The sequence below is a fragment of the Antarctobacter sp. genome (assembly GCF_965277915.1).
Taxonomy (GTDB): Bacteria; Pseudomonadota; Alphaproteobacteria; order Rhodobacterales; family Rhodobacteraceae; genus Antarctobacter.
This window is the reverse complement of record NZ_OZ255849.1, coordinates 3,474,251-3,489,395: the sequence shown is the minus strand read 5'-3', so window position 1 is coordinate 3,489,395 and position 15,145 is coordinate 3,474,251. Positions and strand designations below refer to the sequence as shown.

General features: G+C 64.0%; 14 protein-coding genes. 10 read left to right on the top strand and 4 right to left on the bottom strand.

The genetic code is table 11. The features are described from left to right. Nucleotides 1-294 precede the first annotated feature (294 nt). From ACQY5B_RS17885 to ACQY5B_RS17865, 5 genes are all read left to right on the top strand, one after another. Nucleotides 295-1,638 (top strand): 1-acyl-sn-glycerol-3-phosphate acyltransferase, encoded by a 1,344-nt coding sequence (locus ACQY5B_RS17885; RefSeq protein ID WP_420328159.1) that lies wholly within the window; start codon nucleotides 295-297, stop codon nucleotides 1,636-1,638. Between the two features lie 231 nt (nucleotides 1,639-1,869). Then, entirely contained in the window at nucleotides 1,870-3,156 is a 1,287-nt protein-coding gene (gene ccrA, locus ACQY5B_RS17880) for a crotonyl-CoA carboxylase/reductase (protein ID WP_305968829.1), read from the top strand. A gap of 354 nt (nucleotides 3,157-3,510) precedes the next feature. Continuing rightward, nucleotides 3,511-4,248 carry a helix-turn-helix transcriptional regulator gene (locus ACQY5B_RS17875; RefSeq protein WP_305968830.1) on the top strand — a complete coding sequence of 246 codons (738 nt, stop codon included), beginning with the start codon at nucleotides 3,511-3,513 and terminating at the stop codon, nucleotides 4,246-4,248. 112 nt (nucleotides 4,249-4,360) lie between these two features. After that, nucleotides 4,361-5,002 carry an acyl-homoserine-lactone synthase gene (locus tag ACQY5B_RS17870; RefSeq protein WP_420328161.1) on the top strand — a complete coding sequence of 214 codons (642 nt, stop codon included), beginning with the start codon at nucleotides 4,361-4,363 and terminating at the stop codon, nucleotides 5,000-5,002. Nucleotides 5,003-5,175: 173 nt separating this feature from the next. Further along, on the top strand, nucleotides 5,176-6,711 hold the full coding sequence (locus ACQY5B_RS17865) for an ATP-dependent DNA helicase (protein WP_420328163.1): 1,536 nt from the start codon (nucleotides 5,176-5,178) through the stop codon (nucleotides 6,709-6,711). A gap of 53 nt (nucleotides 6,712-6,764) precedes the next feature. Here ACQY5B_RS17865 and ACQY5B_RS17860 read toward each other — a convergent pair whose 3' ends face one another. After that, entirely contained in the window at nucleotides 6,765-7,784 is a 1,020-nt protein-coding gene (locus tag ACQY5B_RS17860; RefSeq protein ID WP_420328165.1) for an NADP-dependent oxidoreductase, read from the bottom strand. Nucleotides 7,785-7,881: 97 nt separating this feature from the next. Between ACQY5B_RS17860 and ACQY5B_RS17855 the strand changes: the two genes are divergently transcribed. From ACQY5B_RS17855 to ACQY5B_RS17835, 5 genes are all read left to right on the top strand, one after another. Beyond that, nucleotides 7,882-9,516, top strand: a complete 1,635-nt coding sequence (locus ACQY5B_RS17855) for a long-chain fatty acid--CoA ligase (RefSeq protein WP_420328167.1) — start codon at nucleotides 7,882-7,884, stop codon at nucleotides 9,514-9,516. Further along, nucleotides 9,506-9,949, top strand: coding sequence for a MaoC family dehydratase (locus ACQY5B_RS17850; RefSeq protein WP_305968835.1), 444 nt, complete (start codon nucleotides 9,506-9,508; stop codon nucleotides 9,947-9,949). Before ACQY5B_RS17855 ends, ACQY5B_RS17850 begins: the two co-directional genes overlap by 11 nt. A gap of 95 nt (nucleotides 9,950-10,044) precedes the next feature. Then, complete coding sequence (locus ACQY5B_RS17845) at nucleotides 10,045-11,280, top strand: acyl-CoA dehydrogenase family protein (RefSeq protein WP_420328168.1); 1,236 nt, start codon at nucleotides 10,045-10,047, stop codon at nucleotides 11,278-11,280. Nucleotides 11,281-11,330: 50 nt separating this feature from the next. Then, entirely contained in the window at nucleotides 11,331-12,353 is a 1,023-nt protein-coding gene (locus tag ACQY5B_RS17840; protein WP_420328169.1) for a phosphotransferase family protein, read from the top strand. After that, a complete protein-coding gene (locus ACQY5B_RS17835) occupies nucleotides 12,346-12,741 on the top strand; it encodes a PaaI family thioesterase (RefSeq protein ID WP_420328171.1) in 396 nt (131 codons plus the stop codon). Before ACQY5B_RS17840 ends, ACQY5B_RS17835 begins: the two co-directional genes overlap by 8 nt. Before the next feature lie 24 nt (nucleotides 12,742-12,765). Here the strand turns inward: ACQY5B_RS17835 and gph are convergent, their stop codons facing one another. The 3 genes from gph to ACQY5B_RS17820 all read right to left on the bottom strand — a co-directional run bounded on the left by gph (nucleotide 12,766) and on the right by ACQY5B_RS17820 (nucleotide 15,103). After that, a complete protein-coding gene (gph, locus tag ACQY5B_RS17830) occupies nucleotides 12,766-13,410 on the bottom strand; it encodes a phosphoglycolate phosphatase (protein ID WP_420328173.1) in 645 nt (214 codons plus the stop codon). After that, nucleotides 13,407-14,096, bottom strand: a complete 690-nt coding sequence (gene rpe / locus ACQY5B_RS17825; protein WP_420328175.1) for a ribulose-phosphate 3-epimerase — start codon at nucleotides 14,094-14,096, stop codon at nucleotides 13,407-13,409. The genes gph and rpe overlap by 4 nt, the downstream gene beginning before the upstream one ends. 74 nt (nucleotides 14,097-14,170) lie before the next feature. Continuing rightward, nucleotides 14,171-15,103, bottom strand: coding sequence for a 2-hydroxyacid dehydrogenase (locus tag ACQY5B_RS17820; RefSeq protein WP_420328176.1), 933 nt, complete (start codon nucleotides 15,101-15,103; stop codon nucleotides 14,171-14,173). Nucleotides 15,104-15,145: the final 42 nt, after the last annotated feature.

Here is a 15,145-nt window from a genome sequence, read left to right as displayed (position 1 = left end):
GGGCCTCCGTGGCGTGAATCGTTGTTCGCAATCTTGTTGCGTCTCGATTGGGATACGCGAAAGATTATGTCGCTGTCAATTCGCCGCGTCGCAGCGCGAGCAGATGCAGCATAGGCGAGGTGCCTAGGCACGGGGAAGCGCGTTGCGCGCGCAGGGCCGGCCTTGCCGACACCCGGAAGGGGCGGGCTGACGGGTTTTGTACATAATGCTGGAATCGGCGTACGTTTTGTACAAAACGTACAAAGCCTCGACCGGGCTTGTCGCGGACCTCACGGCCTGCAAAAGTCCCTCGGAATGACTGCACCTGTCACCCTTCCGCTCTGGCTGTTCGCCCTGATCTTCGCCTTTGCCGCGGTGAGTTTCGCAACCCATTTCCTGTTCCCCTCCGTCCGCTGGTTCCTGCGCAGACGGCTGGAAAAGGCCGTGGCGCGGCTGAACGAGCGGCTGGAACGGCCCATCGAACCCTTCCGCCTGTTGCGGCGCTATGACCTGATCCAGCGCCTGCTCTATCATCCGGAGGTGACGCAGGCGATTGTCGAGCACGCCGCCGAGAACGGGCTGCGCGAAGACGTGGCCTTTGAAAAGGCGCGCCGCTATGCCCGTGAAATCGTGCCGTCTTTCTCGGCCTTCACCTATTTCGGGCTGGGTCTGCGCGGCGCGCGCTGGCTGTCGAACACGCTGTACCGCGTTCGATTGGGCCACCACGAGGCCGACGCCCTGAGCACCATCGACCCGGAGGCGACAGTGGTTTTCGTCATGAACCACCGGTCGAACATGGACTACGTCCTCGTCACCCACCTGGCGGCCAACCGGTCGGCCTTGTCTTATGCCGTCGGAGAGTGGGCACAGGTCTGGCCACTGTCACAATTGATCCGCGCGATGGGGGCCTATTTCATCCGGCGCAGGTCTCGTGACGCGCTGTATCGCAAGGTCTTGCGGCGTTATGTGCAGATGGCCACAAGTGGTGGTGTCACCCAGGCCATCTTCCCCGAGGGCGGGTTGAGCCTGGATGGCGCCCTGGCAGAGCCGAAGGTCGGCTTGCTGTCTTATATGCTCGACGATCTGGACCTGTCCGCGCGTGATGTCGTCTTTGTTCCGGTCGGCCTGAACTACGATCGCGTGCTCGAGGACAAGGTTCTGACGAAGGCCGGACAAAGCGGGACACGTCGCTTCGACGCCTCTGTCACCCGTGTGATCCGGGGCTTGTTTCGCCAGGTCTGGTTGCGGATGACGGGGCGCTTCCATCGCTTCGGATATGCAGCGGTCAGTTTCGGCGCTCCCGTCTCGCTGAAAGCAAACGCCTCGCTGGCCGGGGATGCGACGGGGCTGGCGCAGGAACTGATGTCCCGGATCGCCGGTATTGTTCCGGTTCTGCCTGTGCCGCTTGTCGCCAACCTTCTGATGCGCGGCCCGCAAAGCCGCGCCGAACTTGAAGCCGCTTGTTCCTCCGCGCTCGACAGCATCCCGCAGGCGCATGTCCATCTGCCCCGCAACAGCAGAGACTATGTGGTCGAGGTTGGCCTGCGCGCGCTGATCGAACGCGGCATCGTCAAGGAGGTGGATGGCATCTTTGCCATCGTGCCAGACGAGGCCGCCCTGGCCAGCTACTACGCGCGCTCCATCGAACACTTGCTCTGATCCGGCTCCGTTCCGCATTCGCGTGCCTTGCAGGGTTTGGCCTGCGGGTTTCGCAGGCGTGTCATGCTGCACCCGCACAGGAATTTCTGCGCTTGCTGGGTCATAAAATTACAAAAACGGCGCAAATGATGTTGCAATGTTGCGTGACGGCGAATATTCCATAGGTCAGCCCCGCGATTCTGCGCCGCAGAACCGGTCCGAACATCAACACTGGCTTAACAGGAGGCCGTCATGGCTCTGGACACGCAAACAGGCATCGCCCAGTACGATGCACCGGAAAAAGACCTCTACGAAGTCGGCGAAATGCCCCCGATGGGTTACGTCCCCAAGAAGATGTACGCTTGGGCGATCCGCCGCGACCGTCATGGCGATCCGGAGCAGAGCTTTCAGCAGGAAGTGGTCGACGTCTGGGACATCGACAGCCACGAAGTGCTGGTTCTCGTGATGGCGGCCGGCGTCAACTACAACGGCGTCTGGGCCGGCAAGGGCGTTCCGATCTCACCGTTTGATGTGCATGGCCAGGACTTTCACGTCGCGGGCTCTGACGCATCGGGCATCGTCTGGAAAGTCGGGGACAAGGTGAAGAATTGGAAAGTGGGCGACGAAGTTGTCATCCACTGCAACCAGGACGACGGTAACGACGAGGAATGCAACGGCGGCGATCCGATGTTCTCGCCCACGCAGCGGATCTGGGGTTACGAGACCGGCGATGGCTCTTTTGCCCAGTTCACCAAGGTCCAGGCCCAGCAGCTCATGCCGCGCCCCAAGCACCTCACCTGGGAAGAGAGCGCCTGCTACACGCTGACGCTGGCCACCGCGTACCGGATGCTCTTCGGTCATCATCCGCATGAGCTGAAGCCCGGCCAGAACGTGCTGGTCTGGGGCGCCTCGGGCGGTCTTGGCTCTTACGCGATCCAGCTGGCCAACACCGCGGGCGCGAACGCCATCGGCGTGATCTCGGACGAGAGCAAGCGCCAGTTCGTGATGGACCAGGGGGCCAAGGGCGTCATCAACCGCAAGGACTTCGACTGCTGGGGTCAACTGCCCACGGTCAACACGCCGGAATACAACACCTGGCTGAAAGAGGCGCGCAAGTTCGGCAAGGCGATCTGGGACATCACCGGCAAGGGCGTGAGCGTGGACATGGTCTTTGAGCACCCAGGCGAGGCGACCTTCCCGGTCTCCACCCTGGTGGTCAAGAAGGGCGGGATCGTGGTCATCTGCGCGGGCACCTCGGGCTACAACTGCACCTTCGACGTGCGTTACATGTGGATGCACCAGAAGCGCCTGCAGGGGTCGCACTTTGCCAACCTCAAACAGGCCGCCTCGGCCAACCGCCTGATGATCGAGCGCCGCCTTGATCCCTGCATGTCCGAGGTCTTCCCCTGGAACGAGATCCCGGCTGCGCACACCAAGATGATGAACAATGAGCATAAGCCCGGCAACATGTCGGTCCTGGTGCAGGCGCCTAAGACCGGGCTGCGCACGCTCGAGGATTGCCTGGACGCGCGCAGTTAAGAAACTCACCGGTCAGAAAGACCTTCCGACGCCCGCGAATCGCCATCGGCATCGCGGGCGTTTTGCGTTCAAAATCGGCCCTCAACGCTTTCAGTGACTTGGCGCGATGCCCCCTCGCTATTTCTGGGGAGTTAGATTCCGTGAATTTTGCGCCCTGCCGGGGCATGCTAAAGTTGTCTTAATGAAGCGTTAACCATCTATGCACGAGGCTGATCATGGGACATGACTGGATTTTGGACGTTCTCACCGACCTGAAAACATTCGCTCGGGCCAACGGCATGCCGTCGCTGGCCGCGCAACTGGATGATGCCGCATTCGTGGCACAGGCGGAGATCGCGTCCCAGGCCGAGGGTAATGGCATTGGGCTTTTTGTCGGGAAACGCACCGCGACTGGACGGGCTGATCGAGCGGCTCGAATCCGCTGAGGGACTCGAGGATCTGCAGATCCTCATCGAGGAACTGCGCGACAGGTATGGGGTCGATCACATTGTCTATCATTGGGTCAACAGCAATGGCGAACAATACGGATGCGGGACATATGACCTGGAATGGGTCAACCGCTATCTTGAAAAGGGCTATCTGCGTGTCGATCCGGTGGTCGCAGGGTGTTACCAGAGGTTCCATCCGGTCGACTGGAAGCGGCTGGACTGGTCCAGCAAGGCTGCGCGCGCGCTCATGCAGGATGCCATCGCCTATGGAATCGGCAACCAGGGCTATTCGATTCCTCTGCGCGGGCCGAATGGCCAGTTCGCCCTGTTCACTCTCACCCACAATTGCAGCGACGGGGAATGGGAGGATTTCACGATAAGCAACCGGCGCGACCTGATCCTGGTGGCGCATTACTTCAACCAAAAGGCACTGGAATTCGAACCGGGGCGCACGCCTGAGCCCGCTCAGCCTTTGTCCCCGCGCGAGATCGAAGCCATGACCCTCCTCGCCGTGGGCTATAGTCGGGCGCAAGCCGCTGATACCCTTTCGATTTCCGAGCATACCCTTCGGGTCTATGTCGAAAGTGCCCGACACAAACTGGGCGCAATGAACACGACCCACGCTGTCGCCCGGGCCCTCAGCCGGGGTGTGATCGTGGTCTGAAGAAACCCAATGGTAAAGCGTGCGTTCCAGCAGCGCGCGCTCAGGTTGAATCCCGTTAACCATTCCAGCGGCAATCTTTCCCCATCGAATTTACTTTCCGAGGGGAAACGAAATGATCCGCTACATCTACGGCACCGACCTGCACAAATTCCCGAAGCTGGCCGAAACCATGTTCCGCGACCGCGCGGACCAGTTCAAGACGCGCCTGGGCTGGGCCGTCAGTGTCGACGAAGAGACCGGCTACGAGCGTGACGAATACGATGACGAGAACCCGCTCTACGTCATCTGGGAGAATGCCGACGGAACGCATGGCGGATCCATGCGCCTGCTGCCCACCACGGGCCGCACGATGGTAAACGATCACTTTGTCCACCTGACCGACGGCGTGCGCATCCAGTCGCCGCTGATCTGGGAATGCACCCGCTTTTGCCTGTCCCGCGGTGCGACACCGGGTGTTGCAGCGGCCCTGATGCTGGCCGGGGGTGAGGTCATGCAGGAATTCGGCGTGGAACACTACGTCGGCGTCTTCGATGCCCGCATGGTGCGGATCTACCGTCGCATCGGCTCCTCGCCCGAGGTGCTGGGCAGCCAGGGCCAAGGCCGCGAACAGATCAGCGTCGGTCTGTGGGAATTCACCCCCGAAGGCCAGGCACAGGTGTCGAAGAGTGCGGGCATCACGCCGGAAATGTCCAAGCGCTGGTTTGCCCTGTCCTTTGGTCAGATCGTCCAGCCCAAGGAACTCGTGGCCGCCTGACACACGAGCGTCATTGCTGCGTCCATACGGCGCGCGTGGGCCAATGACCCGCGCGCGCTTTTCCTTTTTCAGACCGCCGATACGGCTGGCGAGCACGACGCCTTGAACTTTCCGCGGGAAGATGCGGCAAAGGGTTCTGGTGGCCGCGCGTGGCGCGGGATAGGGTGCGCCCCATGACAGTTCCCGCGCTTGTATTCTCTGACGACCAGGCCGCCGCTTATGACAGCGTGACCGAGCTCTTGCGCGGCGCGGGCGTCGACCTTGACGAAGGCCTGTGTCTGCCTGCGCAGGAAGGCCGGTCGCGCGTCATGGCGTTGATGGGCAAGGCGGGCAGCGGCAAGACATTGCTCTTGGCCGAGCTGGTCAAGGCACTGGAAGCGTTGGGGGTCGAGACCGTTTCGGGCGACTACGAAAGCCGCAGGGCCCGCGAGAAACGGACGCTTGCAGTGTTGGCTCCGACCAACAAGGCGGCCAGTGTGTTGCGGATGCGCGGCGTGCCCGCGACCACCATTCACCGCATCATCTATACCCCCGTCTATGATCCCGAATACGAACGCGTCGCCGAATGGCTGATGGGCAACGAGGACGAGCGTCCCGAGATAGAGGGCCTTGCCGATATCGCCCTGGACCGGGCGCTGGCGGTCTACGAACAGCACAAGTCGATCCCGGCAGCGCTGGCGGCGGCGGGTCTGCGCGGCAGCGATTTCATCACCGGCTGGAAACGGCGGGAAGAGCCGCTGGATATCGGGTTCGTCGATGAATCCTCGATGCTGGACGAACGTCAGTTCGACGACCTCTGCGAGATTTTTCCCAACCTTGTCCTGTTTGGCGATCCGGCGCAGCTGGCGCCGGTCAACCAGTCCGGCAAGATGGTCTTTGACGGATTGAAAGACAGCCAGAAACGGGAACTGCATCGCATTCACCGGCAGGAGGCGGACAATCCGATCCTGGACCTCGCCCACGCGCTGGCGGACCCTGCTCTGGGGTTCGAAGACTTTGAGCGCATGATCGAAGAGGCCGCCCGCAAGGATGACCGCGTGGTCTACGCCAACCGGGTCGAGGTGGACCTGATGGCGCGTTCGCCGGTGCTGGTCTGGCGCAATGCCACACGGATACGGCTGATCAATGCGTTTCGCCGCGTGCACGACGCGCCCGAGGACAGCCTTCTGTCCGGCGAGCCGTTGATCTGCGACGGGATCGAACTGCCCCTCAAGCATCGGCGCAAACGGCTGGACCTGGAGGCGCGGGGGCTGATCAAGGGCGCGCAGGTGATCTATCTCGGCCCGGGTAAAAAGCCGGGGTTCTCGCGACTGCACGTCGTGGGCGCGATCGAACCACAGGTTTCGGCGGCTTCGATCGTCAAGATCGAGAAGCCCGAGGAGGAAGAGCCTTTCATTCCCTTTGCCGCGCGGATGGGGGCTACCTTTCTGCACGGTGCGGCGGTGACGATCCACAAGGCCCAAGGGTCGCAGTGGGAGGATGTGCAGGTTTTTGCACCCGACCTCTACGCGGCGGCCCGGGCCGGGCGGAACGAGGCCGGGCAACCGCTGTGGAAGCGGCTGGCCTATGTGGCGATCACCCGCGCGCAATCGCGGCTTTACTGGGTTGTGCGCAACCGGCTGTCCCGGCCGTCTGGTGCGCTGCGCGTCGATGATCTGAGTGCCCCGGCAGCGCCATTGGAACTGACGGCGGAAGATCCGGCGCTTTGAACCGGTGCAAATTTGCGCCCCCGCGCGTGGGTCCTTGCGCAGGGGCGCGTGTGTCAGGTCAGTTGCACGATCTGCTTGCCGGTATTCCCGCCCGTCAGCATCGAAATGAAGGCAGATGGGGCGTTCTCCAACCCCTGCGCCACGTCTTCGAGAAAGCTGATCTCTCCGGCGGCGACTTTGGGTGTCATTTCCTCCAGGAACGCCGGGTAGCCGTCCCAATGGTCGAAAATGATGAACCCGTTGACCGAGAGGCGCTTGACGAGGATCGACCGCCAGACCTTTGGCAGGCGGTCCTCTGTCCCGTCGGTGCCGCCGTACCAGGCGATGGTGCCGCAGATGGGAATACGGCCATGCGTGTTCATCAGCGGCATGACCGCCTCCAGCACCTTGCCGCCCGTGTTCTCCCAGTAGATGTCGATGCCATTCGGCGCCTCGGCGGCGATGGCCTCGCGCAGGGCACTGGCGCCAACGCAGGCGCGGTGATCGATGGCGGCGTCAAAGCCGAAGCGCTCTGTTGCCAGCCGGCATTTTTCCGCCCCGCCTGCAATGGCCACCGTGCGCAGGCCCGCGGCCTTCGCCAGTTGGCCGACCAGTGAGCCGACCGGCCCCGTCGCGGCCGCGACGGCCAAGGTTTCGCCCGCCTTCGGACGGCCGAACTCTCGCAAGCCCGTCCAGGCGGTGAAGCCCGGCATGCCGAGAACACCCAGTGCCGTGGTCGGCGGCAGGCGGTCGTCGAGCTTGCGCAGCCCGTCGGCCGGCAGGACGGCGTGGCTGGCCCACCCGGTCATGCCCGTGACCAGATCATCTTCGGCGAAGGCATCGGCCCGCGAGGCAACGACGCGGCCAACACCCTGTCCCACCATCGTTCCGTCAATGTCGACGGAGGCTGCATAGCTGCCGGCATCGTCCATCCGTCCCCGCATGTAGGGGTCAAGCGACAGGTGCGAGACCTCGACAAGGACCTCGCCGGTGCCGGGCGCCGGCATGGGCGCCTTTTTCATTGCAAAATCTTCAGGCACGGGCAGGCCGGAAGGGCGGCGGGCGAGGGCGATGCGGCGCATCTGGCTGGACATGGGCACTCCTTGCGTCACTTTCTGGAAAAACGGTTGCACGGCGGCAATGCTCGCGCGCAGTCTAACCGGACGCAGGCAGACGGCAAGGGAGGGCCAGATGCAGGGCATGATGATGCATATGCCGTTGAGGATCATCGAAATTCTCGACTACGCAGCACAGGCGCACCCGGGCGGAGAGATCGTCTCGGTCCGGACCGAGGGTGACATTCACCGCGAAACCTACGCAGAGGCCTATGCCCGTGTCGCGCAGCTGGCGCATGGGCTGGCCGCATTGGGGATCGGCGACGGCGACCGCGTGGCGACGCTGGCCTGGAACGGCTACCGCCACTTCGAACTCTACTACGCAATCAGCGGCATGGGCGCGGTCTGTCACACGATCAATCCGCGCCTCTCTGCCGAGCAGATGCTGTACATCATCGGGCACGCCTCGGACCGGGTGCTTTGCGTGGATCTGACCTTTGTGCCGATCGTCGAGGCCCTCGCGGAACACTTGCCCGGGAACCTGACGCTGGTGGCGATGACGGACCGGGCGCATATGCCCGACAGCAAGCTGGACTGGCTGTGCTACGAGGACCTGCTGGAAGGGCGGCCCCAAACCTATGACTGGCCGGTGATGCCCGAGGACAGCGCAGCCGGGCTTTGCTATACCTCGGGCACCACGGGAAACCCCAAGGGCGCGTTGTATTCGCATCGCTCCACCGTGCTGCACGCGCTTTTTCTGTCGGTGACGCTGCCGCGATCGCTGCATGAGGGCGCGCGCATCCTGCCGGTGGTGCCGATGTTCCACGTCAATTCATGGGGCCTGCCATATGCCGCCCCGCTGGTAGGGGCCTCTCTGGTCATGCCGGGGGGCAAGTTGGATGGCGCCTCTGTCTTCGACCTGATGGAAGAGGAAGGAGTGACGGCTTCCTGGGGCGTGCCGACCGTCTGGCTGGGCCTGCGGGCCGAGGTGGAACAGCGCGACGCGACACCCTCGGCACTGGACCAGCTGGTGATCGGCGGCTCTGCGGCCCCGCGTTCGATGATCGAGTTCTTCGAGAAACGCGGGGTGGATGTCTGCCACGCCTGGGGCATGACAGAGATGAGCCCGGTGGGCACACATGGGCAATTGTCCAAACCGATGCAGGACCTGCCCTTCGAGGAGCGTATGACGCTAAAGGCCAAGCAGGGGCGGCGGGTCTTTGGGGTCGAATTGCGGATCGACGGCGAAGATGGCAAGCCGCTGCCCCATGACGGGGTGTCCACCGGTGAGCTGCATGTCCGGGGGAACACGATCATATCCGGCTATTTCGGGGACGAGGAGGCGACCGAGGGCGCCTTTGATGCCGATGGCTGGTTCGGCACCGGTGACGTGGCGGTGATCGACGACCGCGGTTTCCTGGCCATCCAGGACAGGGCCAAGGACCTGATCAAGTCGGGGGGCGAGTGGATCAGTTCGCTGGACCTCGAGAATATCGCGATGGGACATCCCAAGGTCGCCAGTTGCGCGGTGATCGCGGTATCGCATCCCAAGTGGGAGGAACGCCCCTTGCTGGTGGTGGTCCCGCGCCAGGCCGATGATCCGCCAAACCTGGAGGAAATCCACGAGATGATGTTGGAGCATCTGGCAAAATGGCAATTGCCGGACGCGATGGAGTGCGTCGAGGACCTGCCCCTGACGGCGACGGGAAAAGTGTCGAAACTGACCCTGCGCAAGCGGTTTTCGGACTACGTGCTGCCCGATGCTGGCTGACGACCTGAGGGACATGGCGCCGTGCGCAAGCGGTTGGGTGACGCTGGATGACGCGCGGGTCAGGCTGTTCGCCGATGCCACCGAGGACTGGCAGTTCATCCACCTGGACGAGGAACGATCAGCTGCGGAAACGCCCTTTGGCGGCTGTGTTGCGCATGGGTTCCTGACGCTGTCGATGCTGTCCAAGATGTCCTACGAGGTCATGGAGGAGCTCGAGGGCGTCAGGTCCAGCGTGAACTACGGGTTTGACCGCATCCGCTTCGTTTCGCCGGTCCGGGTGGGGCGTCGGATCCGGGGGCGTTTCACCGTGGCGAGTGTCGACGAACGCGAGGGCTGTCTTGACGTGCACTGGGACGTGGAAGTCGAGATCGAGGGGGCCGAGCGGCCGGCCCTCGTCGCCAACTGGATCACGCGGTTGTACCTGGAGGGGTAGCGCCGCCCGTGCATGGAGCGGCGCGACGCCCACCCGCCCTCCCCGTGCGCGCCGCTCCACGCGCGGGCGGCGCTGGGCTGTCGAGAGGAGAGGACATGGACCTTGGGATGACGGCGCGCGTGCGCGCATTGGTGACGCAGGTGCGGCGGATGATCGACGAGGAGATCGCGCCGCTGGATGCCGAGTTTCATGCGCTTGTCGGTACGCATCCCTCGGGCAATCGCTTTGCCCTGGTGCCGCGGCAACTGGCAATCCTGGACGGGTTGAAGACCGAGGCCAGGGCACGGGGGTTGTGGAATTTCTGGCTGACGGAGTCCGACCGGGGCTATGGGCTGACGACGGTGGAATATGCCTACCTGGCCGAGGAGATGGGCAAGGTCGGGCTGGCGGCGGAGGTCTTCAACTGCAGCGCGCCGGATACCGGCAACATGGAGGTGCTGGAGCGGTATGGTGCGGACTGGATGAAGGACCGCTGGCTGGCGCCGCTGCTGGAGGGAGAAATCCGTTCCGCCTATGTCATGACGGAACCGAATGTCGCCTCTTCGGATGCGGCGCAACTGGCTTTCGAGGCGCGGCGGGACGGCGATGACTATGTGCTGAACGGCGAGAAGTGGTGGATCAGCGGGGCCGGAGATCCGCGCTGCGAACTGTATATCCTGATGGCCTGTACCAACCCCGATGCGGCACGACATGCCCGGCACACGATGTTCGTCATGGATCCGGGAACACCCGGTGCCGAGGTGCTGCGGCCGATGACCGTCTTTGGCCAGGATGATGCGCCGCATGGCCACATGCACCTGAGGTTCACCGACGTGCGCCTGCCGGCCCGGAATGTCATTCTGGGCGAGGGGCGCGGCTTTGAGGTGGCGCAGGGGCGGCTGGGACCGGGGCGCATACATCATTGCATGCGGGCTATCGGACAGGCGGAAAAGGCGTTGGAGATGATGTGCCGCCGCGGCCTGTCGCGCGAGGCCTTTGGCAAGCCGCTTGCCGAGCTGGGCGCCAATCACGACATCATCGCCAATGCCCGGATGGAGATCGAGATGGCGCGCCTGCTGTGCCTCAAGGCGGCCTGGATGATGGACACCGCCGGCGTGTGCGCGGCGCAGCCCTGGATTTCCAAGATCAAGGTGGTGGCCCCTCTGATGGCTGCCCGTGTGGTGGACGAGGCGATGCAGATTCACGGTGCGGGCGGGATCAGTCAGGACCATGACCTTGCCGCGATGTGGACGCATATCCGCACCTTGCGTTTTGCCGACGGACCCGATGCCGTCCATCGGCGACAGGTGGCACGGGCGGAACTGCGCAAATATGCCGAAGAGGGTCTCTGACGGCCTGTGCAGGGGTATGTATTTGAAGGGTGAAGAAACAGGGGGGCGGAATGCAGGCGGAGGAACTCGCGCGCGTGGCGGAGTGGATGGAGGCCCATGTGCCGGGGTTTCACGGGCCGCTCCGGGCCGTGAAATTCGACCAGGGCCAGTCCAATCCAACCTTCCGGCTGGACAGCCCCTCGGGCTGCTACGTCTTGCGGCGCAAGCCTCCGGGCAAACTGCTGAAATCGGCCCATGCGGTGGACAGGGAGTTTCGTGTCCAGACCGCGCTGGCCGGGACGGGCGTGCCCGTGCCGAAGATGCTGGCGCTCTGCGAGGACGACGCGGTGCTGGGAAGCACGTTCTACGTCATGGAGCATGTCGTCGGCCGAACTCTTGTGGAGCCCGATCTGCCGGGGGAGGCGCCAACAGGGCGGACCGCGATCATGGACGAGATGAACCGCGTACTGGCTGCGATCCATTCCCTGGATCCGGCGCGCCTCGACCTGTCTGATTATGGTGCACCCGGAAACTACTTTGAACGGCAGTTGGCACGGTGGACAAAGCAATACCGCGACTCGGAAACCGAACGGCAGCCTGACATGGAAGACTTGATCACCTGGCTGGAACAGGCCTTGCCTGCCGATGACGGGCAGCGCACCCTGGTGCACGGAGATTTCCGTCTCGACAACCTGTTGTTCGCGCCGGATGGGGCAGAGTGCAGGGCGGTGCTGGACTGGGAACTGTCCACGTTGGGCCACCCCCATGCGGACCTCGCCGGCGTTCTGATGCAGTGGCAGCTGCCGCCGGGGCCAGAGACACGCGGATTGGCCGGGGTAGATCGGGAGGCGCTGGGCCTTCCCACGGACGAGGCATTCGTGACAGCCTATTGCGCGCGACGCGGCATCGACAGGATCGAGAGCCTTGGCTTTTGTGTCGCCTTCGCTTTCTTTCGCATGGCAGCGATCCTGCAAGGGGTCAGGAAACGGGCCCTTGACGGTACGGCCGCGAACCCGGACAAGGGTTTGAAAATGGGCGCTTATGTTCCGAAATTTGCAGCTATGGGGCTGGAGGCCCGGCACGGTTATGGATGAGGCTTTCCGCGAGGCACCCTATGCCTATTCCCGGCACATCGGCATGCAGATGATCGAATGGCGCGAGGGCTATGCCGCCTTCGAGCTGCCGCTGGAAGCTTTCCTCATGAACCGCCACGGCAATCTGCACGGCGGCGTCCATGCCTCTCTGCTGGATACGGTCATGGGCTATGCGGGCTGTTGGACCGGCGACCCCGAGCGCAGGCAACTGTGCCTGACGCTGAGCCTGAACGTGCAGTACCTCTCGCGTCCCAAGGGCCAGTTGCTAAAGGGCGAGGGCTGGAAGACCGGCGGCGGGCAGTCGTCCTTTTTTGCCGAAGCGCAGATCGCCGACGAAACCGGCGAGCTGATCGCCAAGGGCACGGGCGTGTTCAAGTACCGGTCTTGACGGCGCGGCGGGCCTGACCCTGTCCTAGGCCAGATCCGCGACCAGCGCGGGCAGATCGGCGTGATCCGCGAAACTGGCCCTGTGCGGCAGGTCGCCGACCGGGGTCTTGCGATAGCCTTCGGTGAACAGCAGGAACGGGATGCCCGCGTTCTGCGCGGTCTCGACGTCTGTTTCGCTGTCTCCGACGTAGAGGGCGCGCGAGGCACCGTTGAGTGCGGCGTTCAGCATGGCCGGGTCTGGCTTGCGCGTGGGCAGGCTGTCGCCGCCGATGACGATATCGAAAAACGGCGCCAGCCCGGTGTCGCGCAGGGCAGAGAGCGCGGCCTCATGCGGCTTGTTGGTGCAAAGCGTCAGCCGGTGGCCCGCGTCTTGCAATGCGGTCAGCGCCTCGCGGGCGCCGGGATAGACCGACGCCGGGTCGCTGGGCGTGTTGACGTAGTGATGCATGGTGCGGCGCGTCAGCTCGGCATGATGGTCCTGCGAAACGCCGAGGTGATCCAGAACCCGTTCCAGCAGGATCGGCAAGCCGCGTCCGACAAAGCCCTGCGTCGTTTGGCGGTCGATCCCGGGCAGCGACATTTCCGCCAGTGCCGAGGCCACGCCGTGATGAATATGCGGCACACTGTCGATCAGCGTGCCGTCGAGGTCGAAGGCGATGGTCAGGCTCATGCGGCAAGCGTGGTGGCCGCGATGCGGATACCGCGGATGTTCTCACCATAAGGTGCCGGGTTCTCGACCGAGCCGCCGCGGAACACCGCAGAGCCCGCCACCAGAACGTCGGCCCCGGCCTCGACCACAAGCGGCGCGGTGGTCGGATCGACACCGCCGTCGATCTCGATATGTACCGGGCGGTCGCCGATCATCTGGCGCAGGGTGCGGACCTTGCTTGTCATGTCGATGAATTTCTGCCCGCCGAAGCCTGGGTTCACGGTCATCACGCAGACAAGGTCTGTCAGGTCCAGCAGGTGTTCGACGGCCTGCGCCGGGGTGCCGGGGTTCAGGGCCACACCGGCTTTCATTCCGGCGGCGCGGATCGCCTGCAGGGTGCGGTGGGTATGTGCGCCGGCCTCGACATGGGCGGTCAGGATGTCGGCGCCCGCCTCGGCATAGGCCTCGATGTAGGGATCGACGGGGGCGATCATCAGGTGCACGTCCATGACCGTCTTGACATGTTTGCGAAAGGCTTTGACCGCGGGCGGGCCGAAGGTGAGGTTCGGGACAAAATGTCCGTCCATCACGTCAACGTGGATCCAGTCGGCGCCCTGATCCTCGACGGCGCGGATCTCGCGCCCGAAGTCGGCGAAATCGGCGGACAGGATGGACGGGGCGATCTTGACGGTGCGGTCGAAGGGCATGGGATTTCCTGAAAGCAAGGCGGTTGGACAGGGATTTGGCCGTTGAACGGCGCCGGGTCAAGCCCGCGAGGGGGTCAGTAGCCGGCGTCGCGGTCCACGAGGTGCAACAAGGGTTCCCCGGTTTCGCCCCTGCGGATATTTTCGGCGATCACGCGGGCCGCCGTCCCGGGACGTGTTATCGAGGCGATATGCGGTGTGACGGTGACACGCGGATGAGACCAGAAGGCATGATCCTCCGGCAGCGGCTCGACCCGGAAGACGTCGAGCGTCGCATGGGCGATCTGGCCCGCGTCCAGCGCGGCGATCAGTGCGTCATCGTCGATCAGCGGCCCGCGCCCGGGGTTGATGAGAAAGGCGCCGCGCGCCGGCATGGCCAGGGTACTGGCGTCGATCAGGTTCAGGGTGGCAGGCGTGTCCGGGAGCAGAAGGATGACGATCTGCGCGCCGGTCAAGGCCTTGCGCAGCCCGTCTTCCCCTGCATGGCAAGTGACACCGGGCAGATCCTTTGGCGTGCGGCTCCACCCCGTGACGGGGAAACCCAGCGCGGTCAGCGCACTGGCACAGGCCTGCCCCAGCGCGCCCATCCCGAGGATCGTTACCGGGCGGTCCGCCGTCAGCGGCGGCGGGGTCGTGTCCCACTTGCGGTCCGGGTTCACGATATGCGCGTCCATGCCAAGGTGATGGCGCAGCGTATGGCCGGTTACCCATTCCACCATACCCTGGGTCAGGCCGTGCTCATCGACCATGCGGGTCAGCGGCACGGTCAGGGTCTCGTTGCCCACGATCCCCTCGACCCCGGCCCAGAGGTTGAGCACGGCCTTGAGCCGGGTGAACGGCGTGAAATCCTGCACGTCCGAATTCGGCGCATAGACGATGTAATCGACCTCGTCGGCGGGCAGGTCGGTGTCCAGTCGATAGTCCAGCCCCGCGGCGTCAAGCGCGCTGCGCAGGGGGGCTTCGTAGTCTTCCCATTTCTCGGAGCGGGCGGCGAAGAGGATATTGGTCATGGTCGGGGCTCCGGTCTGCTTTTGGCCCCTTAGACCACGCGC

Coding starts and splice junctions, on each gene's coding strand:
- ACQY5B_RS17875 (WP_305968830.1), top strand. CDS start 3,511: ATGGCATTGGGCTTTTTGTCGGGAAACGCACCGCGACTGGACGGGCTG.
- ACQY5B_RS17860 (WP_420328165.1), bottom strand. CDS start 7,784: ATGTCCAGCCAGATGCGCCGCATCGCCCTCGCCCGCCGCCCTTCCGGC.
- ACQY5B_RS17820 (WP_420328176.1), bottom strand. CDS start 15,103: ATGACCAATATCCTCTTCGCCGCCCGCTCCGAGAAATGGGAAGACTAC.
- ACQY5B_RS17855 (WP_420328167.1), top strand. CDS start 7,882: ATGCAGGGCATGATGATGCATATGCCGTTGAGGATCATCGAAATTCTC.
- ACQY5B_RS17865 (WP_420328163.1), top strand. CDS start 5,176: ATGACAGTTCCCGCGCTTGTATTCTCTGACGACCAGGCCGCCGCTTAT.
- ACQY5B_RS17885 (WP_420328159.1), top strand. CDS start 295: ATGACTGCACCTGTCACCCTTCCGCTCTGGCTGTTCGCCCTGATCTTC.
- ACQY5B_RS17870 (WP_420328161.1), top strand. CDS start 4,361: ATGATCCGCTACATCTACGGCACCGACCTGCACAAATTCCCGAAGCTG.
- ACQY5B_RS17850 (WP_305968835.1), top strand. CDS start 9,506: ATGCTGGCTGACGACCTGAGGGACATGGCGCCGTGCGCAAGCGGTTGG.
- rpe (WP_420328175.1), bottom strand. CDS start 14,096: ATGCCCTTCGACCGCACCGTCAAGATCGCCCCGTCCATCCTGTCCGCC.
- ccrA (WP_305968829.1), top strand. CDS start 1,870: ATGGCTCTGGACACGCAAACAGGCATCGCCCAGTACGATGCACCGGAA.
- ACQY5B_RS17840 (WP_420328169.1), top strand. CDS start 11,331: ATGCAGGCGGAGGAACTCGCGCGCGTGGCGGAGTGGATGGAGGCCCAT.
- ACQY5B_RS17835 (WP_420328171.1), top strand. CDS start 12,346: ATGGATGAGGCTTTCCGCGAGGCACCCTATGCCTATTCCCGGCACATC.
- gph (WP_420328173.1), bottom strand. CDS start 13,410: ATGAGCCTGACCATCGCCTTCGACCTCGACGGCACGCTGATCGACAGT.
- ACQY5B_RS17845 (WP_420328168.1), top strand. CDS start 10,045: ATGGACCTTGGGATGACGGCGCGCGTGCGCGCATTGGTGACGCAGGTG.